This is a genomic window from Hymenobacter endophyticus (assembly GCF_032464715.1).
Taxonomy (GTDB): Bacteria; Bacteroidota; Bacteroidia; order Cytophagales; family Hymenobacteraceae; genus Hymenobacter; species Hymenobacter endophyticus.
This window is the reverse complement of the sequence record NZ_JAWDJT010000002.1, coordinates 384,101-404,402: the sequence shown is the minus strand read 5'-3', so window position 1 is coordinate 404,402 and position 20,302 is coordinate 384,101. Positions and strand designations below refer to the sequence as shown.

At 61.3% G+C, this 20,302-nt stretch carries 14 protein-coding genes; 5 read left to right on the top strand and 9 right to left on the bottom strand.

Annotated elements, in window-relative coordinates; genetic code table 11:
• Nucleotides 1-54: 54 nt before the first annotated feature.
• A complete protein-coding gene (locus ROI90_RS04060; RefSeq protein WP_315997051.1) occupies nucleotides 55-3,189 on the bottom strand; it encodes a BPTD_3080 family restriction endonuclease in 3,135 nt (1,044 codons plus the stop codon).
• Nucleotides 3,190-3,465: 276 nt separating this feature from the next.
• Between ROI90_RS04060 and ROI90_RS04055 the strand changes: the two genes are divergently transcribed.
• From ROI90_RS04055 to ROI90_RS04045, 3 genes are read left to right on the top strand one after another with little or no spacing between them, the layout of a single operon-like run.
• Nucleotides 3,466-8,154, top strand: coding sequence for a hypothetical protein (locus tag ROI90_RS04055; protein WP_315997050.1), 4,689 nt, complete (start codon nucleotides 3,466-3,468; stop codon nucleotides 8,152-8,154).
• Between the two features lie 18 nt (nucleotides 8,155-8,172).
• Nucleotides 8,173-9,285 (top strand): coiled-coil domain-containing protein, encoded by a 1,113-nt coding sequence (locus ROI90_RS04050; protein WP_315997049.1) that lies wholly within the window; start codon nucleotides 8,173-8,175, stop codon nucleotides 9,283-9,285.
• A 32-nt stretch (nucleotides 9,286-9,317) separates the two neighbouring features.
• Nucleotides 9,318-9,980: a hypothetical protein gene (locus ROI90_RS04045; RefSeq protein ID WP_315997048.1), complete on the top strand. Its 663-nt coding sequence runs from the start codon at nucleotides 9,318-9,320 to the stop codon at nucleotides 9,978-9,980.
• A 41-nt stretch (nucleotides 9,981-10,021) separates the two neighbouring features.
• Here the strand turns inward: ROI90_RS04045 and ROI90_RS04040 are convergent, their stop codons facing one another.
• On the bottom strand, nucleotides 10,022-10,906 hold the full coding sequence (locus ROI90_RS04040; RefSeq protein WP_315997047.1) for a DNA/RNA non-specific endonuclease: 885 nt from the start codon (nucleotides 10,904-10,906) through the stop codon (nucleotides 10,022-10,024).
• A gap of 144 nt (nucleotides 10,907-11,050) precedes the next feature.
• Here ROI90_RS04040 and ROI90_RS04035 point away from each other — a divergent pair, with 144 nt between their 5' ends.
• A complete protein-coding gene (locus ROI90_RS04035) occupies nucleotides 11,051-11,632 on the top strand; it encodes a hypothetical protein (RefSeq protein WP_315997046.1) in 582 nt (193 codons plus the stop codon).
• Nucleotides 11,633-11,642: 10 nt separating this feature from the next.
• Here the strand turns inward: ROI90_RS04035 and ROI90_RS04030 are convergent, their stop codons facing one another.
• Nucleotides 11,643-12,965, bottom strand: a complete 1,323-nt coding sequence (locus ROI90_RS04030; protein ID WP_315997045.1) for a Y-family DNA polymerase — start codon at nucleotides 12,963-12,965, stop codon at nucleotides 11,643-11,645.
• 98 nt (nucleotides 12,966-13,063) lie between these two features.
• Nucleotides 13,064-13,531, bottom strand: a complete 468-nt coding sequence (locus ROI90_RS04025) for a LexA family protein (RefSeq protein ID WP_315997044.1) — start codon at nucleotides 13,529-13,531, stop codon at nucleotides 13,064-13,066.
• A 398-nt stretch (nucleotides 13,532-13,929) separates the two neighbouring features.
• Between ROI90_RS04025 and ROI90_RS04020 the strand changes: the two genes are divergently transcribed.
• Nucleotides 13,930-14,898, top strand: a complete 969-nt coding sequence (locus ROI90_RS04020) for an HNH endonuclease (protein ID WP_315997043.1) — start codon at nucleotides 13,930-13,932, stop codon at nucleotides 14,896-14,898.
• Nucleotides 14,899-14,924: 26 nt separating this feature from the next.
• On the opposite strand, the gene ROI90_RS04015 is transcribed toward ROI90_RS04020, so the two are convergent.
• The 5 genes from ROI90_RS04015 to ROI90_RS03995 form a co-directional block, all read right to left on the bottom strand.
• Nucleotides 14,925-15,653, bottom strand: coding sequence for a metallophosphoesterase (locus ROI90_RS04015; RefSeq protein WP_315997042.1), 729 nt, complete (start codon nucleotides 15,651-15,653; stop codon nucleotides 14,925-14,927).
• Between the two features lie 245 nt (nucleotides 15,654-15,898).
• Nucleotides 15,899-17,644, bottom strand: a complete 1,746-nt coding sequence (locus ROI90_RS04010) for an RNA-binding domain-containing protein (RefSeq protein WP_315997041.1) — start codon at nucleotides 17,642-17,644, stop codon at nucleotides 15,899-15,901.
• A gap of 34 nt (nucleotides 17,645-17,678) precedes the next feature.
• Nucleotides 17,679-18,494, bottom strand: a complete 816-nt coding sequence (locus ROI90_RS04005) for a hypothetical protein (protein WP_315997040.1) — start codon at nucleotides 18,492-18,494, stop codon at nucleotides 17,679-17,681.
• Nucleotides 18,457-19,446, bottom strand: a complete 990-nt coding sequence (locus tag ROI90_RS04000; protein WP_315997039.1) for a hypothetical protein — start codon at nucleotides 19,444-19,446, stop codon at nucleotides 18,457-18,459. Before ROI90_RS04000 ends, ROI90_RS04005 begins: the two co-directional genes overlap by 38 nt.
• Nucleotides 19,447-19,458: 12 nt before the next feature.
• The gene (locus ROI90_RS03995) at nucleotides 19,459-20,292 is read right to left on the bottom strand and encodes an adenine nucleotide alpha hydrolase family protein (protein WP_315997038.1); all 834 of its coding nucleotides are present in this window, start codon (nucleotides 20,290-20,292) and stop codon (nucleotides 19,459-19,461) included.
• Nucleotides 20,293-20,302 lie beyond the last annotated feature (10 nt).

Here is a 20,302-nt window from a genome sequence, read left to right as displayed (position 1 = left end):
GCCGGGACGTAGGCTGGGACGGGGGGATGGTGATAGTGAACTGGGAGGAATGGACTAGCTGACGGGTTGGGCGACGACGGGGACCGGGTTGGCCGCGTACTGGACTTCCAGGTCCTGGAGGAAGGCCTGGAGCTGGGGGCGGATGTTGCGGATGTCGTTGGCGATTTCGAGGAAGTGCCAGGGGTCGAGGCCAAGCTGGGGGGCGACGTTGTTGACGGCCGGGAGCCAGCGCTCGGTGACGTACCAGCGCTTGTCGGTTTTGGCTTCGGCCATGCCGCTGATTTCGAGGACGACGTTGACCCGCTGGCCGGTGGAGAGGCGGCAGCGCACGATGAAGTCGGGGAAGTAGCGGCGTTCCTTGGCCTGGCTGACGTAGGGGATGCTGAAGCCCAGGAAGTCGTTTTTGACGTAGGCTTCCACCTCGGTCATCTCCTCCAGTCGTTCGAGCTCCTTGGCGGCAATGCCTTCCCACTCGCTGTCCATGACCACGTAGTTGACGTGGCTTTTGGTGGTGGGGTACACTTCGCGGCTGGTGGCGCCGCGCACCCGGGCGGTGGTGCCCACTTTGTCGTTGTAGTGGGAGAAGACGGGGCGGATCTGGTCGGTGGAGCGGGGCTCGGTCCAGATGCCGCGGCCGATATGCTCGACGACGGCCTTGTCGTCGTAGAAGAAGATCATGCCGGGGAAGGCCCCGCCGAGGTAGCTGACGCGGGTGCGGAGCCACTCGCCGACGGCCTGACGCACAGGGCCGAACCAATAGGTGCGGGGCTTGCTGTTAGAATCGGCGAGCTTGTCGGAGAGGAGCAGCTTGGCGTAGTAGTACTCGAGCTGCTGGAGGCGCACCTGGCGGACGTTGTCGAGGTTGAGCTCCTGCTCGTGCTCGGAGAAGGCCGAACTCATGCGGGTGCGGGTGGGCAGCTTGTGGCCCTCGATGATGAAGGGCTCGACGGCCGAGAAGTCGACGCGCAGCACGTCGCCGCCAGTTTCGAGGCGGTAGCCCTCCACCATGGGGAAGAGAATCTCCAGCTCGGCCCGGCGGTCGGGCAAGGCATGCACCTGGGTGAGGGGCTTGGGGGGCTCGGGGGGCGTGATGGCGCCTTTGCGGAAGAGCTTGAACGGCACGCCGATGATGTGGGCGTACTCGGGCGGGAACTTGTACTCGACGATGCGGCGCTTGTCTTTGGTGGGCTGGCCCTCCTTGTCGTAGCCGACGAGGTTGTAGGACTGGCGGCGCAGGGCGCGGCCGGCCACCTGCTCGCAGAGCAGCTGGGAGCCGAAGGCGCGCAGGCCCATGATGTGGGTGACGGTGTTGGCGTCCCAGCCCTCGGTGAGCATGCTTACGCTGACTACGCACCGGACGTGGGAGCCCAGGGAGCCGGTTTTGCCGACGGTGTTGACCACCTCGCGCAGCAGGTCGCCGTCGGTGAGGTTTTCGACGGAGCGGCCGGGGTGCATGATGCGGTAGTCCTGCTTGAAGCGTTCAATCTCGGGGCCGAACACGCGCTTGAACTGGTCGTTGACCTGGTCGGAGTTTTCGAGGGCGCCGGAGTCGATGATGAGCGTCGGGGGCTTCTGGCGGGGCAGGCGGGTGTGGGGGTCGAAGTTGGTGAGCAGTTCGAACTGGCCCGGCATGATGAGCGGCTCGCCCTCGGGGGTGGCCGTTTCGTAGCCGGCAATGTACTTGAACACCTCGGAGGAGACGTTGGTGTTGTTGCAGACTAAGATGAGCACCGGGGGCGTGGAGAACAGGCCGCCGAGGCGGTGGAATTCCTTTTCGTAGTGCTCGTAGAACTGGTGGAGGGCCGTTTTGACCAGGGTGGGCAGCTCGGGCTTGCCTTCCAGCTTCTGGGTGCGGGAGCCCCGCTTGGGCAGCTCGTGCTTGACGTGGGCGTAGATATCGCGCAGCTTGGCTTCCTGCAGGTCCTGGGTGTCGTCGGACTCGGGCAGGTAAGGAATCTTGACGAGGCCGCTCTCGATGGCCTCGATGAGGCCGAAGTCGGAGCAGACCCAGCTGAAGAGGCTGTAGGGCGTGTAGCCCGAGCCGCTGAGGTAGTAGGGCGTGGCGGACAGGTCGTAGACCTGCTGGAGCTTGAAGCGGCGGCCGATTTCGACGAGGCCGCGGTACCAGACGGCCGCCCGCTCGTTTTCCTCCTTGATGTCGGTGCCATCCTCGGCCTTGGCGGCCGCCTTCACTTTGGTTTTGGGCAGGTAGCAGTGGTGGGCCTCGTCGTTGAGCACGAGCAGGCGGCTGCCACGACGGAAGGAGTTCAGCAGGCGGCGGATCACCTGGTCGAAGTCTTCCTTGGCTTCGACCTTGAGGCCGGTGATGGGGTCCTTCTTGCCGTCGAAGGGGCTGCGCTTGTTGCCCTGGAGCTGCTTGGGCTCGAAGGCGTGGTAGTTGGTGAGGACGAGGCGGGCGTTGAGGCCGGCGAGGCGCTGGTGCAGGTGGGGCGGTACGAGGCCGCGCTGGCGGTAGTAGTCCTTGGCGTCGGTGGCCGTCTGGGCCTGAGTATCGACGTAGAGCACCCCGAGCCGGTCGCGGATGGTGACGCCGGGGGTGACGAAGAGGAAGTAGTCGGCGAAGCGGGTGTCCTGGCGGTACTCCTGGCGGTTGAAGTAGTGGTAGAGCGTGAGCATGGCCATGACAACCGTCTTGCCGGTGCCGGTGGCCATCTTGAACGCCAGGCGGGGCAGGTTGAAGTCGGCATCGTCGCTGACCTGCCAGGCGGTGGCCAGCTCGGCCAGGATGCTGGTGCCGCGGTTCTCGGCGCGGGCGGGGGCTACTTCGTTGAGCCAGACGGCCGTTTCGAGGGCCTCGCGCTGGGCGAAGAACAGGCGCTGGGTGACGAGGCGCTCCTTGTTCTCGAACCAGAACAGAAGCAGCTCTTTGGTGACGCGGGTGGTGTTGGGGTAGCCATCGTGGCGCCACTGGCCGACCTCCTTGCGGAGGCGGTTGATGAGGTGGTCCTGGGCGGCGGGCAGATCGGCGACGTCGTAGAGCTCCTTCTGCTTGCCGACTTTCTTGGGCAGAACCTGAGCGTCGGGGGTGTAGGGGCGGCGGCCGGTTTTGATGACGCTGTAGTCGAGGCTGCCGTCGGGCGCCATCTGGTAGGCCTTGCGGGGCTCGTCGTAGGGGTTGTTGAGAATGGGGTTATCGGCGGGTGGGGTAGCAGAGGATTCGACGGACATAGGGAAGCATAGCGAAAAAGGGGTAGTAAGGTAGCAGATCGGGTCCTGCCGGACAAGACAGTGGGTGGGTAAACCGGGTAGTTTTCAGGCCCGGCAGGCAGCTAGTGGCTGACTGCCTGCGGGTTGCGGCTGAACAGTGGGGTAAGCGGGAGGATAGTGAATTTGTACTGTGTTGTGCAATGCGGTAGATTGGCTGACGCATTGCTGCCAGGTGGCTATATATTAGATATTTACCATATACAGGCAGGTGTTTTTACCTTTTATCCAATTGCGTTAATGCTTACCGGGATTATCATCAGCTACGATGGAGAACGGGGTGTTATCCGGAGTGAAACCGGCATCCAGTGTTCCTTCACCGCCAAACAGATCAAGTCGCCCGGTACGTGGCGACCGAAGGGCAAGGAAGCGGTAGTAGTGAAGCTGCAGGATGGCCAACATTCAGTGGCGCGCTCCGTCCGGCAGCTGCCCCCTGGCCACCTGAAGGCGCACCAGCCACCGCGGCTGGTGCCGGCGCGCTACGTGGGGTGGGGGGTGGCCGTGAGTCGTTTTGCGCCGGGCATTGAGGTGAGCACGCTGCTGCGAACCCAACACAACGTGAGACCGGGCAGTGTACTGTTGGTGCGCTACACGGTGACCGATAACGCGCTGGCCACGGCCACAGACATCACCGTGGTGGCTCCGGGGAGCGAGCAGCAAAAAGCGCTGGCGGCGGCCCTGCTGGCGGATGAGCAGGCAGTTAAGACGGGTAAAGCCGAACTGCTTGAGCAACTGGAGGCGGTGGGCGAAGTGAGCAGCGACGAGCAGTATGAGCACCTGAAAGGACTACTGCAGCAATGGGATGCATGGTCGATGGAGCCCGGGACGTTCCGGGCAGCCACTTCGGTGGAGACCGGTCAGCGTCTGGTGCAGGATGGCTACGCCCACTACCTGGAGGATACTACGCTGTTGAACCTGCTGGAGCAGGCAACTGACCTGACGATACTGGGCCCGGCGGCGCGCCGGTTGCCGGCGGTGCTACTGAAGCAGAGCGTGCTGGCGCGGCTGGCCCGGCTGGCCCCCACCTCGCCCCTGGCGGACTACCGGTTGGTGGCCCAGTGGCTGAAGGCAGCACCGGAGCTGATGAAGACGGAGCCGCTGCTGCAACCCGCAGCCCTGAGTCAGCTGCCTTTGCCGGAGCTGGCGCGCTTTTACTGGTGGGAAGAAGGGCTGGTATTGACGCCGGACCAGAGCATGCTGGTGACCGAGCTGGGCCGACGGCTGCACCTGGCATTGACGGATACCAGGATGCAGGAACCGCTGCACCGCCTGGTGCGCACCTGTCGGCGGAATAATTGCCTCCGGCAGGTTGGCCGGGAGATGCTTCTCGCCATTCCGGTGGCGGGCCGGCTCCCGGCACTGGGCAGCCTGGTGCCGCTGGCGGACGCGGCAACCCGGGAAACGTGGGTGCGCGAATGCCTGATGGGTCAAGTGAACGATGCCGAGCTGTACGCGGCCTGGGAGCAAAACAAGTTGTTCTGGCTGCCAACGGAGTTCATTGCCGCGCAGCTACTGACCCAGGTTTCGGCTACAGTACAGGCCGTGCTGCAACGGCTGGCGGAGCGGCCGGATGCTCTTCCGGCACTCGCGCAGTCCGGCCGCCAGGGGCCGTGGCTGGGGGAGCGGGCCCAAGCCATCAAGGCGGTGCTGCAGGTTCTGCAGAAGGCCACCATTCCGCCGGCACCACGCCCTTACTGGGAAACTCCGCAACCAACCAGCGGGCTGCCGATAGCCTGGGCCAAGGAGGCCATGCTGACCCTGCAGCAGACCGTGACCGATCTGCCGGGGGCAGCGTGGCTGGAGTGGTGGCTGGCGGATCTGCTGCCCGAGCCCGCAGGTGACATCCTGCTGACGCATTTCTTTGATAGTGCGGCTGGAGAAAATCCGGAAGCGGGGTGGCGGAAGCTGAGCGCAGAGGCGCTCAACCTGCTGGAAGAACCTTTGCTGGCCTGGGTGAGGCGGACTCAGCCGGTAGCCTGGGTGCATCAGGCGCAGAAGGTCTGGGTAGGGCAGCCACAGCTGGCAGAGCTGCTGCAACGGGTGCTGGCCCTGACCGAGGCGCACTGGCCGGCCGCTGCGCAGGTAGACTTCTGGCTCTTAGGAGGCAGGCAACAACCCGGTGTCGGCGTGTTGCAGGCAGCACTGGCGGCAGCCACGGTGGACCAGGCCCGGGCGATACTTACGCGCGCCACGACCGGCACCCTGCCGGAATTGCTGGATCAGTTCCTGGCAGTCCGGCCCAACGGACCGTCGGCGATGGTGGAGCTGGGTCTGGAAATAGCCCGGCAGTATGCCCCATCGGAGCCCTCAATGAAGTACCGGTACAACCGGCTGGTCAGTCTGCTGGTGCAGGAGCTGGATTCGGGGCAATACTACGACTACTGGCAGCGGCACCTGCTGCCGCCGCCGCCCGTGGAGCAGTTCGGTGCCATGGTGCAGACTACGCCCGAAGCGGGCTGGCCCCAGTTGTTTCAACGGTACCCGGTGGAGCTACTGCTGCAGTACGTGACAACGGTGCTGTTTACCGCTGAGCGAAAGAAGGAGCAGGCCCAGGTCCTGCTGACGGTATTGAGCAGCCGCAGCAGTTATGAACCTGGAGCGGTGAATGTACGCAATGAGCTACTGGCCGGCTTCCCGGATGAGCAGCAACTGCAGTGGTGGCTGGATGGACTACAGGCAGCTTCTCCGGGTTGGGAGGTTATTGCCCGGGCCTTGGCAACGGAAGAGCATCCGGCATGGCGGGCAATAGCAGAGAAGGCAACCCGAGTACGGTTGACCGAGCTCTTGGCTTATCTGCCGACGGCCACAAGACCGTTGTTGACTGTGGTAGCGGATCTGCTCTGTGAGCAACGGATTCTCAAGGGGCAATATCCCAACTCGCGGGTACCCTATCTGCTTAAGTTTGCGGAGGCCGTTACGGCAAGACTGGGGCAGGAGCCGGCCTTGATTCTGCCCTGGCTGCGGAGTATGCTGCAGCAGTGTCAGCCGCCTAACGCCGCCTGGGCTAACTCCCGGCACGCCGACGTGGAATATCAGGGGCGCGTCCGCCTCCGGACGTTGGTACGCGAACGAGTACTGCCGCATTTGGATGCGCCGGGGCAGCTGCAATGGTGGGCTGCCGGACTGGCGGGAAATCGGCCGGACGTGGAGCAGGCAGAGCTGGTGGAGTTTGTGGTGCGGCACATGAATGAGTCCATCGCCGGAGGTGTTGCCAAAGCATACGATCTCCCGGAAGCCGTGGTACGAGCGTGGCAAGGGCTGGGTAACCTGCAGGCCAGTCTTTTTGAGCAGCAGTTTCCGGCAGTAAAGGGCTGGCTGCCGACGGCGGCTCATCATCCCGCACTGCTGCGGGCAGTAGATTCTTATCTGGACGCGGAGCTGACTGCTTACCAGAGGGCGAATCTCTGGCTCTATGGCTATCCAACCGAAGCCCCGGGAGAAGGTGGATGGTGGACGGTGGTGGAGCGCATGCAAGCTGTCCTGCGACTCAGCTCCCTTGGTACAGACATTCACCTGATTGCCTGGCTGGCTCCGGGGGCGGAGGAAATTGAGGAATGGCTGGCCGAGCAGTACTGGCAGGAAGAGGATCAGCAACTGGCCGGCCAGATGTGGATCCTGCTGCGCGACTACCACGCGCTGGCCGTGGTGGAGTTGCCGGCCTGGGGGGAGCTGGAGGACGGCCTGCTGAGCCGATGCGAGGGCGTGGTGAAAGTGCGGCTGTGGATGACGCTGCCGGCGGAGAGCCAGGAGCGCACGTTCAACTATTACACATTCCGGCGCGGCTACAGCCGGCTGCGGACGGCGGAGCAGAAGCAGTTTCTGGAGCTAGGACTCCCTTACCTGCAGCGCGCCGGAAAGGCGGAATCGGACGTAAAAGGAGCCTTGCACCTGCGCCGCCGGTGGCTGATGCGCCAGCAGGATGGAGTGAGCGTGTATCGGGTATGCTTGGCCCACTGCTACTGCCCTGGGGAAGGCCTGCTGGAGGTGGAGCTGGCTGACAAGAAGCATACCCGACCGTGCGCCTATCCGGGCGCGGAGGACAGCTGGAACGGCAAGTTTCTGCAGGACCCCTGGTCTGGTTGCCCGGTACTGGCTTACGTGGATGATCAGACGCTGGAGCTGATAAAGATTCAGGGGCTGGAAGCTGCACTGACCCAGCATCCGGTGGACGGTAAGCGCCGACCCTGGATAGTGTATCAGCGGGACCGGGATAAGCATGGCACCACAGACAACCCGGCGAGCTACTGGGAGGATATGGCACTTCACGATAAGCTGAGCGCCTACCTGCTGGAGCTGGCGGAGGATGCGCCGGTGGCACCAGTAGTGCTGACCGAAAGAATGAGCAGACAACCCAGGCTATTGCCGGGTGCTTCGCTCGACAACGACGACGAAACAGTGCCGGATCAGCAGGTACTTCCTTGGCAGACGGTGCTGTATACTGTTCCGATGCAGGAGGAAGTACTGTTTGTGTGGGCCCCGCAGTTCGCGCACGCCAATCGGGCCACCTACGTATTTCGGGCCCCGCTGCAGCACCTGCGGCAGGCGCTGGAACGCCTGCACGATCTGCTGCAGGGCGTGCAGGGTATCCGCTCGGCCCTGTTGGCGCCCGGGCGGGCACCGCACCGACTGCGGTGTCATCTGGGCTACGTGCGCAACATTCGGGGGCAGCGTGGCCTTGACCAGGCATTTGCGCGGTGGCAGAAACGACTGGATGCCGCCATTGAAGCCGGACCCAACCGGCAGCATCCCTACAACCCGGAGAGTGACTTTTTGCCGCTGGAACTGGAGGTAAACGACGAGAAAATTCCTCCCAGACCGAAGCCAGATCCGGCCACCTCTCCCCGCGGCGGCCGGCAGGCCGAAGCCCATAATATGCTTCGACAGATGCGCCATCTTAATGCCCGGTTTCTGGCGGGCTACCCCGCTTAACCGTCAATTCTATTCTTCATGTCACAGGAACAATTTACGACCACCCCTACCGAAACCGTATTCGAGGAGCTGGAGCAGGAGCTGCGCCGGCTCAAGTCGGCCGTGAGCCATCTGAGCTTGTCGGAGTCGGCCGCCACGCAGGCCATTACCGCCGCGGAGCAGGTGGTGGAACGGCAGGACCAACTGAGCCGGCAGCTGTCGGACTACGTGGACCGGCTGCCGCAGCCGCCGGCGGCCGACATGGCCACACAGGTAGCAGACCTTGTGCAAGCGGTAACTGCCCAACAGCAGCTGCTGCGGCAGGCCGTGGAGCAGTTGACCGCAAGCCAGGCAGAGCCACATAATATCCAGGCAAACGAGGAGCAGCACCAGCGTGCACTGGCCAAAGTGGAAGAGCACCAGGGGCAGCTGTCGCAGATGCTGGCGAAGGTGGAGCAGCAGCTCACGCAGGGTGTGGCGCATCACCTGTCGCAGGAGCTGGAAACACTGCTGCAGCAAACCGTGCAGGAGGTGCGGGAAACGCACCAATATGGCCATACACTGGGGCAGCTATTGCAGCACACTCAGGCCATTCGCGAGCAGCAGAGTAAGGCCTTCTCGCAGCTAGAGACGCTGGCAGTAGGCCGACAGGCACAGAGCCGCCAGCTGGAGGAGTTGCAGGGGGCCGTGCAGACAGTGGGCCAACAGTTCACAGAGCAAGTTGCGCAACAGAAAAAGCTGCCGGCGGAGTGGCAAAGCCAGTTGCTGCAACTGCTGCAACCTTTACTCAAACCTCAGGCACCAGTAGCAGTTACTACCTCCCCGGACCAGCGGCTGTACCAGAAGCTGGACGAGTTGCAGAATTTAATGAAGACGACGGGCCGGCAGCTCACGGAAGTAACCGCACAGCAACGCAAGCTGCCGGTGGAGTATCAGGACCAGTTGCAGCAAGCTCTTGCTCCGCTGATTAAACCGAAAGCTCCGCTACCCCTAGCCCCGGACCAGGAGCTCCGCCGGAAGGTGGACGAGCTGCAGCAGACCGTGGTGGCGCAGCAGGGGTTGCTGAAACGGCAGCAAATGGTGGGGCTGGTTACGCTGCTGGCCGCGCTGGCCGCGCTGGCCGGGCTGGTAGTTGCTTTTCTGCGTGGGTAGGGAGCTGGATTAACCGCACACTTTCTATAGAAATGACTGCAGAAATTGCCCTCCTCATACTGGAGAATCCCTGGGATGAGCCCAGAAAAGGTACCCGCCGACTGTCAGTGCAGCCCTTTTTTGAGGGGCTGGAGCGTATCCATGATAATCTGGCCGTGTATCATTCCACTTTTCACGACCTGAACGGGTTGCGGAGTGCGCTGGACTATGACCTGCGTCTTACCAAGGAGCCGCGTCAGGTGCTGTACGTGGGGTCGCATGGCAGCGGCCGGATGCTCAACAATGTCCGGTTTGCGGATCTGCGAACGGCTATTCAGGAGCGTACTGACCGGCTGGAGGGCGTTATTATCAGCTCGTGTGAGGTGTGCAAAGACCCGCAGGATCTGGTGAAGCTGGTGAAGGATACCAGCATCCGCTGGGCTATCGGCTACCAGTGCCCGGTTGGCTGGTTTGACAGCATGGTGCTGGAGCTGGCGCTGCTCAATGCCGTGGCGGAGACTGACGTTGACTACAAAAAGAACATGGAGGCGCTGGAGCAGTTCTTCCGGAAAGCCCTGCAGATTCTTAACCGGGACCATGTGCTGGAGCCGGGGCATGGCCGGTTGGCGGATAGCGTGAGCATCGTTATCAACTCGCGGGTCGGCGCCCAGCCGCGGGTACTCGATTGGCCGGTGAAGGAAACAGAGCTTACCTGACGACCATTTTCTCGGAAGCGAAGCTGCTCTTACCGGATGGCCTAGTTGGTAGGCCCATTATCCACCTGCGCCTCCACCACCTGCTGCACGGCGCTGGGAATGGCAGACAGCAGATCAAGACCGGTGGCGGTTTCGATGGCGTCGACGCTGACGCGGTACTGGCCCCAGTTGGTGTTGATGGAGTTGTCGTTAGGGGTGTCGATGGCAATTATGCGGGTGCTGGTGGTGACGCGGGTGGCATCATCGGTGCCGGTGGGCAGGATGACTACTACCTTCCAAAGGCGGTTGGGAACGGTGACACGGCCGTTATCGAGGGTTTGGGTGATGCCGCCGTTGGAACCGGTGCCGCCGCGGCCGTAGCTGCCACAGATGATGTACACCTCGTTGCCGGTGGTCAGGAACGAGCGGGTGTAATCTTCCAGGTTAGCCCAGGTCTGCTGGTTGTTGCGGGGGGCCTGGGGTACCATATTGGTCATGAAGAACGTGGCCGAATTGTCGGCGATGGTGTTCGTGCGGTCGGCGCTGGGGCACATATGGCCGCGGTCAAAACCGGAGCCGGAGTAGCTGGTGGCCTGCACCTGGTACCAGCCGGCGGGCAGGGTATTGTCGGCGCGAAAATCATCCTGGCGAGCGGCGGAGCCGCGCCAGGTAGCGTCGAGGTGCCAGCTGACCCAGTTGGGGATGCCCCGGTCCCGGTGGTAGCTCAGGGCATACTGCGGCTTGCTGAGCAGGTAATTGGTGGGCTGGGCTGCATCCGCAGTAGCGCCGCTGGGGTTGCCCAGTGTCAGGTGATCGGGAAGCGGCTGCGCAGGTGTGGTGGGAGTAGTTGGAGTGTTCGGCTGCGCCGGAGCCGGGTCTTTGGTGGTGGAGCAGGCTGCCACGAAACTGAGGGCACAGAGGGCAACGGGCAGACGGAGAGCTTTCATAGTAGAAAGGTAAGGACTGATGCCATCGGAATACGCAAATCCGCATAACTTCTGTACGCTTGAACCACCTAGCCACTCGACCCGTCCGCTATGCCCAGAAAGAAGAAGATTATCCTGCCGGAACCCCTTGTCAAGTCTTCGTAGATGCTGTACAATCTGACCAAAAGCCGGGCGGCGCTGCAGCGGCTGCTGGCCCAGGAAGGCAAGGCGTATGCGCCGCTGGTGACGGAGCTGCTGCCGTGGGTAGGTAGCGAGCAGACACCGATGGCCAAGGAGCTGCAGGAGAAGCTGGGACTGAAGCCTGCCCTCTTCCGGTGGTGGCTGGAAGCCTGCTATGCGGATCTGATCGGGCTGCTGGCCACGGAGCCGGACGTGCTGCAGGTACAGGAAGTGGTGCACCATCTATACCTGCACGGCAAGCGCAAAACTGTGGAGGTGCAGTGCCGGCTACCGGTGACCCCGCGGCTATATGAGCAAGTGGAGCTGCCTTTAGTCGGGGCCCAAACCGGGGAGTACAGCTACTACGTGGATGGAATAACGCACGCGCTGGAAATGGATCGACTGGTGATTCATATCTCACTGCAGGCGGGCTACTATAACGCCTACGTGGAGCATTTGCGGGAACGGGCGTACTTCGAAGGGAGAATCACATTCAAAGACCTTACTGAGCTTTCCAGATTTGAGCTGCAGGAAAAGCTGCGGGAGCTGTACGCGCGCAACAAATAGGCGAGCTGAGTTAATCAATAAGCATCAAGTCCTCCAGCCGGGTAGTAAAGGCCTGGCTTTTGTGCTGCGCTTTACCCTGCCAGGGGGCGGCTTGGCCAGTTGCTACTACGGTGGCGGCTGGGCGCACGGTGCCGCGGCCGAAGCGGCGGTTGAGCGTGTCGAGGGTGTGCATGAGCTGCTGGGTGCGGCCGGTGTCGGGAGCGGGCACCAGGGCTTCGGCAGCCGGGGCAAACAAACTCAACTGCTGGCCACGGCCGGGGGGCTCCAGCCCATCAAGCACCACGCCGGCTTTCGCGTAGAGGCGGCCGGGCTCGTAGAGCTTTTCCAGCAGGCGGTGAGCATAGGCCAGCAGCTGGAGAGTATTGCTGGTGGGGCCGCTGGGCAGCGTGACCGTAGCAGAGCGGGTATAGGGCGGCTGCACGCGGGTATCGTAGCGGTCCTGACTGATATACACGGTGAGGATGTGGGCCTGGTCGCCTTGGGCACGCAGCTTTTCGGCGGCGCGGCTGAGGTAGGTGGCAACGGCACCCCACAGGTCTTCGAAGGTGGCCAGCCGCTGGCCGAAGGAGCGGGAGCAGCTGATGCTTTGGCGGGCGAGGGTGCCGTCTTCGGAAGGCAGCAGCCCGTGGCAGGGCTGACCCAGCAACTCCTGCACCAGCCGCCAGCCCACCACTCCCCCAAGGTGCTTGCGGGCCCAAGCCTCAGATACCTGGCTCAGCTCCCAAGCCGTGCGGATGCCATGGGTGGCGAGCTTGCCGGCGTACTGGTAGCCGATACCCCAGACGTCAGCTACGGGTAGGGCGCGCAGCGCCCGCTCGCGGCGGCTGGGTGTATCAAGGCGCAGGATGCCGCCGAGTTCGGGGTGTTTCTTGGCCAGGCGGTTGGCCACCTTGGCCAGCGTTTTGGTGGGCGCCACGCCCACGCAGGTGGGAATACCCGTGCAGGCCAGCACGTCGCGGCGGATGGAGTGGACGCGGGCGTCGAGGGTGCCGCAGTAGGTGGTGAGACCGTGCAGGTCGAGAAACGCCTCATCGATGCTGTACACTTCCACGGCGGGTACGTGGGCAGCCAGGCGGGCCATGACGCGGCGGCTCATGTCGCCGTAGAGGACGTAGTTGGAGCTGAGGGCGTGGCCCTGGTGCTGGCGCAGCAACTCGCGCACTTTGAAGAAGGGTGCCCCCATGGGAATGCCGAGCTGCTTGGCCTCGGCCGACCGGCTCACTACCGCCCCGTCATTGTTACTGAGCACCACCACGGGGCGGCCTTCGAGCCGGGGCTGAAAAACCCGCTCACAGCTGACGTAGAAGTTATTGCCGTCGACTAAGCCGTACATAATAAGTTGTTAGCTGCCGGTTGTCAGGCGCAACGAAGCGGTAGAGATGCTTCGGCTTCGTTGCACTTCGCTCAGCATGACGTTCTGTTCTGGTCCTTCTAGTCGCGGCTGCGCAGAAGCGCCGTGAGCTTGCCGGGTATCAGCTCGTGGACTACATGGGTAACCACGCCCCAAATGCGTAGATTCTCCGGCTCGGTGATTTCGTAGTCCTGGTAGTCGGGGTTTTCGGCCTGTAGCCACCAACTGGTGCCGCGACGGACTAGGCGCTTCACGGTGCAGTCCCCATCCACCACGGCCACCACGATATGGTTATGGTCGGCTTCCAGGTGCTTGTCGACGGCCAACAGGTCGCCGGTGTGGATTTCCGCATTCTTCATACTCTCGCCGGCTACCCGGATGAGGTAGGTAGCTTCGGGGTGACGGAACAGGATGCGGTTGAGGTCGAACAACTCCTCCAACTCATCGGAGGCAGGCGACGGGAAGCCGGCGGGCACCAGGGTGGCGAACAAGGGTAGCCACACCGTGGTGGTGGGGTCACCGACTTCGATAAGTTCGATGGACGTCATAAGGAGTGGGCAATGTATTAAGCACAGCAATTATACTAAAATAGTTAGTAGTTTGTTCGCATAACAATGGCACAAGTGAATGGATATAAAGTCAAATGCATGATATAATCGGCTTTAGAAAACGCGTTTTTATGCGAATAATGCACATAAGGAGGGTGATTTAAGGGTCGAAATAGACACGCAATAAATTAGACTAAATTAAATAGCAATAACTGTATGACGTATCTCCTTCCACATTTAGAAGTTGTTGAAGGCAGGAGACTGCCCTTCCTAGTCATGAAGGCCTGCAGATGAAACCGAATATTTTCTGGGTATGATTTGAGGGCACTATTCACTGTGATAAGCACCAAGCATTGCGGCCGACGTCCTTACTTTTAAGGCAAACCAACTATCTACCCGTGACTGATCTGACGCGCTATACGGCTAAGCTGACCCGGCTGAAGCTGGCTTCCTCCACCATCGGGGGAATGAAGCTGGAGGCGCCCTACAAGCCGGCGCTGCTGCTGGCGGTGCTGGAAGGCATAGAAGAAGGTAGCATCAGCGACAATCAAATCCGGATTACGCCTGAGTTGATTGCTGCCTTTAAGGCGTACTGCCGGCTGTTGAGCCCAGGGCCGGAGTACTCGGCCTGCCCGTTTCATATGCCCTTCTTCCACTTGCAAAGCAGTGGCTTCTGGCACCTGCAGAGCCGGCCGGGGCGGGAGTTGGTGCTGACCTCGGCGCGGTCAGTGCGCAGCTTCGGGCACTTGCGGGATGTCACGGCCTATGCCTACCTGGATGCGCCGTTGTGGGAGCTGGTGCTGCAGCCGCTGGCACGGGAAGAAATGCGTGAGGCGCTGCTGGCGCGCTATTTCCCCCTGACGCGGCAGTACTTCCGGCCGCAGGCCGGGCAGGAAAAGCTGGACGAATTGGGCCGGCAGATGCTGGAAGAACCGGCGGCTAGATACCGGCGGGAGGTGGACGTGACCGACGAGACGGAAGTACTGGTGCGCAGTGCGGTATTCGGGCGGGAGGTGCTGCGGGCGTACAGCTCGACCTGTGCCGTGTCGGGTCTGCAGCTGCTGAGTACGACCGGGGCGGCGCCCCTACTGGATGCCTGCCACATCGTACCCTGGTCAGTTAGCCACGACGACACCATTGGCAATGGGCTGGCGCTGTGCCCGAACCTGCACCGTGCGTTTGACCGGCATCTGTTCTGGATTGACACCGACTACCGGGTGCGCATCACGGAAGGCTTCGGGGAGCTGGGCGGGCATGCGTACGGCGTGCAGCAGTTTAATGGCAAGCAGCTGCAGTTGCCGAAAGTACGGAAGTGGTGGCCGCAGGTGGAGAATCTGGTGGCGCAACGGGAAGCCTACGCTTGGTAGGATGACCAATGACTCTGGCCGGCAGGTTACTGCGGGAGCTGCAGGGTCAGGAACTCGTCGGGGCTACGGTCGTGGCAGTCGGCAACGATGAAACCGGTCTGGGTGGCTTCGTTGATGTCGGAATAGATGTGCGGCTGGGGCGTGTGGCCCACCACCTGGATCAGGCCGGGCAGCAGGCCCCGGCTCAGGTGCACCGGACGCACCCACAGGGGACCGTCAACCCGGTCACGCCCGCCGTTGTAGCCGGATACCTGCCAGAGCAGATGCCGGCCCTGCTCCGACGTGAGCAACTGGTTGAGCGTATCGGCCAGGTTATCGGGGCGGGCATGATTGCCAATCAAAAAGCGGATGGCCAGCCGGTTGACCTCCAGCCACATTTCGGAGACACCGGCGTGGGTGAACAGGTAGGGCCCACCTTGCCAGGCCACCTGAAACAGGGGACGGTGCGTTTTGAACAGGTTATGCAGAGCCGGGGCCAACTGGGGGCGAAAGCCGGAGCACTGAAAAGTGGGGTAAAACAGGTAGGGGAAGCAGTGATTACCCAGCAGCAGAATAACCCGTTCGGGTTCCCGTTCGCGCAGCAGCAGCACGTCGATGAAGTTATCGAGCATGGGCTGGTCGGCGACGGTGAAGCTGTCGAGGTAGTCGCCGAGGAAGATTACCCGGTCAGTTGGAACGGCGGCCGTCAGAAAGTCCGTTACTGGCTGCTGCCAGTTGGCGCGGCCGTGCAGGTCGGGGATGACGAGGATGCGCATGAGGCTGGGGCCGGTAGTGGAAATGTATTGAGTCGTGCTTCCCTGTCAGGGCTCAGCAATCTGGCACCCGGAAACAGGCTGTCAGCTCAAGACGTATTTGTTTCGTCACGTTTCGTCACGTTTCGTCACGTTTCGTCACAAAAAGTAGCTTATTGGGCTATTGGGGGATATTTTATCGAAAGGGCTTTCATCAATCTATCGTCATTCTTTCGTCATTCCGTTGTTGACGAAACACGATGAAAGAGCTAGATGCCCTGTGATTCCTGTTCTCCTTCAATTAGGCGCCCTGCTTTTTGGGGAAGGGGACCAAGGGCTGCTGACACCGCTTTACCGCTCACCCAACATGATTGCGTACGACTGCCCACATTGTGTATGCGGTCTTGACGGCGCAACTTATTGATGAACTGGTCTATCTTTTTGGTTTTGGCTTCCTCGGAGAGCTGTAGTGGCAGCTGATCCCATAGTAACTCGTTGATATCGTGCCGGGAAACTCCCTGGCAGGAGTCGACAAGGGTTACGATAAGCCCTTCGTAATGAGCATTGCCAAGGCCTTTATTTTTAAGGTAGGTGACGTTCTGGCTGGTTTTAGCCGCTACGCCGCTGGAGATATATAGGCTGTCCTTACGACCTTCCACTAGGCGGCGCTTGCGCAGGTGCTCTACCTCGCCAGTAGTCAGTGGCTTATGTTTTTGTACTTTGTCGAGCAACATTATTTCTGACAGGGTCAGGTCAGGGTGACGGGCCAGCACGCGGGCGTAAGCCATATCCAGAACACGGCCGATAATGGTAACTTTCACCAAGTTATTGCCTATTTCGTAGTCGGGTAGCGGGAAATACTTTTCCCGCTGCAGGCGAAACATTCGCTTGATGCCACTGCCGATGGTGTCAATCATATTCAGATTGACCATGGCTTCAGCTAGAAACGGATTCTGGCCGTCGGGTTCTGGTGCATCACGCTGGATAACATTCTCGACACTACCTGGCAGGAACGGACCAGCATTGAGAAAAACTAGTTGATCGGGCATTTCCACAACCGAAATACGCCCAGTATTGCCTTGATACTGCTGGTGAGCGATGCAATTGTGCAAGGCCTCACGTACTACGAACCGGTCGTACATTTCAGCTTCTTCCGGAAACAGGGTCTCATCCTTAATGTAGCGGTAGCGCAGGTTGCGAATGAGCAGATACAGATCGTCGACAGCAGGTAGAAAAGGAGGATTGAAGTGACGATAATCCAACTCTTCGCCGCGTTCGTTTTTGAGGATCCAGGTGATGCGTGGGGAAAGGTGCAGATGATGCACTGCCTCTTCGCGACCCAACAGCAGCAAAGCTGCCCGGGTAATCTGACCGTTTATACAGACTTTGGCTTTGTTAAGAAACGTAGCGTTGTCCCATTCATCTACCTCGGCGGCAAGCTTGGGGTGCTTAATCTTGTAGTTGTTTCGGGCTATCATCAAGGCAGCCGGATCCAAGTCATCTAAGGACGCCTCAGGGCAGATGCTTCGGCTCCAGTCTTCAGGCTGCTGCAGAGGCTCGCGTAGAATAGCCTCCTCACGTTCCGCGGTAAGGGCAATCAGACTATCGCCCAGGCGCTGCCATTTGCTGCCGTGCGCTATGACCGGCCTGCGGGGTCGGTGTTTGGGAATATGCACCACCCACACACGTTTGCCAGAGTCGCTGGTAATAAACTCCTCTACGCGCAGTCCTTCGGTAGGTAGATTGGGACACTTATTAGCTAAGCGTTCAGGCAGATTTTCGGCGGTATGGCCAGCGGGGTCCTGCAAGCCGGTGATGACATGACCTTGGTCACGGATACCAATGATGAGCGTGCCACCTTCCAGGTTAGAGAAGGCAGCTACATAGGAAATAAGGTCTTCGCCGGCATGACCACCAAAGTTGTGCTTCAGACTGGCATACTCCTTCCACTCGTGGCGCTCGTTCTCACGCGGATAAGTTGTGGCTAAGTAATCCTGTAATTGTACTTCCGTCATAGTGCTCATCGCAAGGAATGTAAAGTTAACAGGACTAAGGTTCTGTTGGCTTGTCTTTGTAGTCTGAACGCACACTTAAGTGTGCTGGATTAATACCATGAAGCTTAGCAAAATGAGAAATGGAAGCATTCTGCCGGCGTCCAATGGCTTGTTGAGCAACCTCTGAAGGCTGCCAGTCAGGGCGTGGGTTGCGGTGGGTGGCGGCGGTGGTTTCGGCGCGCAACTGCTCGGCCTGTTCGGGCGTGAGTAAGCCGCGCTTTTCTTTCTGGCGGATGATGGTGAGACGCTGGCGGATATGATCGGCGTTGGGGTGGTCGTCGGGGATGCGGCGGGCCAGGCCCTGGGTAAGCTGGGGGGCGGCCTGCTGCAGTTGGGTCAGTTCCTGCTGCTGGTTGCTGGCCTGCTGGGCCTTCTGGTCGAGGTGCAGCTGTTCGAGGCGTTCGGCTTTGCGGTTGAAATACTCCTGTAGCAGCGCGTAGATGCGGGACGGGTCGAGGGACTGATAGAACTTGCTGCCCCGGGTGCGGGCTTCCTTCAGGGCCAGGATGATGTCCTTGAGGCTGTCGTGGGTGTAGGTATGGGCGAGGGTATCGGCCAGCTCCAGGATGTCGGCCGCCTCGGGCTTGTCGGGCACCCGCAGCGAGTCCAGAAATGCCCGCAGGATGATGACCAGCAGCTTGATCAGTACGGCCTCTCCTAGCTGGCGGCGAAGCTGAAACAGCTTGGGGGCTTGCGCAGCCTGGAGGGGCGTGAGGCCTACCGACAGCTCGGCCAGCAGGGCGCGGGCTTCGGGATTGGACGTGCCGGCCAGCTCACGAATCGTACTTGGAGCGGTAGCCAGTGCGAGCAAAGAGTGTTCCGGCGTCGGGGGACGCAGCGCCGGGTTGGTAGGCACTGACGCCGGGGGCCAGTTTGAGGCGGTTATCGTGAGCATCGTTGAGGAAGAATTGGATGGCGGTGGCATGCCAGTCGCGGCGGCGGGGCGGGTGGCCCTTCTGCCGCCAAGCGCTGATGCGGGCGTGGTAGTAGCGTAGGTCAGCCAGTGCGTAGTCGGTGCCGGCAAAAGCAGTGGCGAAGTCTTCGTAGCTGGCCAACTCAGATTCCGCAAAGGGTACCTCTGGACGTCGTGCGGGGCTGGAGCCCGCCTTCTCCTTTTTTGGCGCAACGCCCCACTTTATTCGCGGCGTCTTGGGGTCCTTGCCTGTGCCGTTGGTTGGACTTATCAGATCAGATGTAGAGTGTCCATCTGAAAGCTCTTCGTCCGGCCAAACCTGCCCCTCTTTTTTTTTCGGGCCGCCGCTGCCGTTTTGATGTAAATGTTTACTACTACCCTCTGTTTTATTCCCTATAAGGAGTACCGGGGGCACTTCTGCTCCTGATGAGCCTTTTACCGGGGCCACTTTTGCCCCTGATAACCGGGTGGTATCGGGAGCATTTTTGCCCGTGGTAGCAGGTGATTTATCGGGGGCAGTTTCGCCCGTAGTAGAGTGGTTTACCTCGGGCACTTCTGCCCCCGATGCGTCGGTCAGAAAACAGCGGCTGGGCTGGTGCCGGGAGGTGCTGGGCTGGTAGGTGAGCAGGCCCCAGGCTTCCAGGTCGCGCAGGGCTGCCCGGTAGGTGCGTGCGTTGCCGATGTGGGCGGCCTGCATACTGGTCTGGTGGTGGAGGTCGATGCCGGGGGAGAAGTGGCTGGCGTTCCACTGGAAGAACAGGGCCCAGTAGAGGCTGACGTGGTGGGGCGTGGCGGCGGGCTGGCGGCTCAGCTGCTCATGGATGGCGCGGGTGTGGCGGATGTAGTTCACAAGCCGGCGGCGTTAGAAAGAACACTCGCACGGCTTGCGGATGTCGGCCCCGTCTACCTGATAGCGCCGCAGATCCCAGGAAAACTTGCCGATGGCATAGTGCTCCGTATCGGGGACGCCGTCGGCCTGCATGCGGGCGAAGATTGGCCGCAGCTCGGCCAGCGGCAGGGGCGTGACGCGCTTGTAGGCCCGGCTGCGGTTGATAGTGTAGCCTAAAGTGGCTTCGGCGGCTTCCGCTTCGGCATAGACGTCGGGGCGGTGGCAGAAGGTGACGTACCAGTGCTGGATGCCACCTTTGAGACAGCCGGCGCAGTTGCCGTGCTTGTAGGTGGCGTAGGTGAGCGGAGGCTCAATGCCGACCTCCCGCGTCGACTCCAACGTGTCGGGCCACTCGGCCAGCGGAAAGCAGGTATCGTAACCCAGGGCTCCCAGGATGTGGCGCCGGCGGGCGATGCGCTCCTGCTCGTCATCGTCGAAACCGTAATAAACGACGGCCTGGCCGGGCGGATGATACTGTTTCAGGTAGGCGTGAAAGGGCTTGGTCTTCAGCTCATGGGTACAGAAAGCATTACCGCTGCCGGGCTGCTTGAAGCCGCCGGCCGCCAGGCTGACCTGGAACTGGTCGGGCAACTGCCCGGCAGGCAGGCCGCCGTGGTTGGCATAGGTGATGGGCACACCCAGGTGGGCAGCTATGTCGCGCTTGAACCGCTTGATATCGGCATCCTCCTTGTGCGGGTGAATGTCGTGGTTGAGCAGGATGGCCTGCTGCGGGCCGAAACGTCGCACGACGGCCAGGGCCACCAGCCCGGAGCTGTGGCCGCCGGAAAAACAGACGATGTGTTGCATGCTGATCCGG

Excerpts from the sequence above, each read along its gene's own strand:
- ROI90_RS04060 (WP_315997051.1), bottom strand. The coding sequence starts at position 3,189 with ATGTCCGTCGAATCCTCTGCTACCCCACCCGCCGATAACCCCATTCTC.
- ROI90_RS04055 (WP_315997050.1), top strand. The coding sequence starts at position 3,466 with ATGCTTACCGGGATTATCATCAGCTACGATGGAGAACGGGGTGTTATC.
- ROI90_RS04050 (WP_315997049.1), top strand. The coding sequence starts at position 8,173 with ATGTCACAGGAACAATTTACGACCACCCCTACCGAAACCGTATTCGAG.
- ROI90_RS04045 (WP_315997048.1), top strand. The coding sequence starts at position 9,318 with ATGACTGCAGAAATTGCCCTCCTCATACTGGAGAATCCCTGGGATGAG.
- ROI90_RS04040 (WP_315997047.1), bottom strand. The coding sequence starts at position 10,906 with ATGAAAGCTCTCCGTCTGCCCGTTGCCCTCTGTGCCCTCAGTTTCGTG.
- ROI90_RS04035 (WP_315997046.1), top strand. The coding sequence starts at position 11,051 with ATGCTGTACAATCTGACCAAAAGCCGGGCGGCGCTGCAGCGGCTGCTG.
- ROI90_RS04030 (WP_315997045.1), bottom strand. The coding sequence starts at position 12,965 with ATGTACGGCTTAGTCGACGGCAATAACTTCTACGTCAGCTGTGAGCGG.
- ROI90_RS04025 (WP_315997044.1), bottom strand. The coding sequence starts at position 13,531 with ATGACGTCCATCGAACTTATCGAAGTCGGTGACCCCACCACCACGGTG.
- ROI90_RS04015 (WP_315997042.1), bottom strand. The coding sequence starts at position 15,653 with ATGCGCATCCTCGTCATCCCCGACCTGCACGGCCGCGCCAACTGGCAG.
- ROI90_RS04010 (WP_315997041.1), bottom strand. The coding sequence starts at position 17,644 with ATGACGGAAGTACAATTACAGGATTACTTAGCCACAACTTATCCGCGT.
- ROI90_RS03995 (WP_315997038.1), bottom strand. The coding sequence starts at position 20,292 with ATGCAACACATCGTCTGTTTTTCCGGCGGCCACAGCTCCGGGCTGGTG.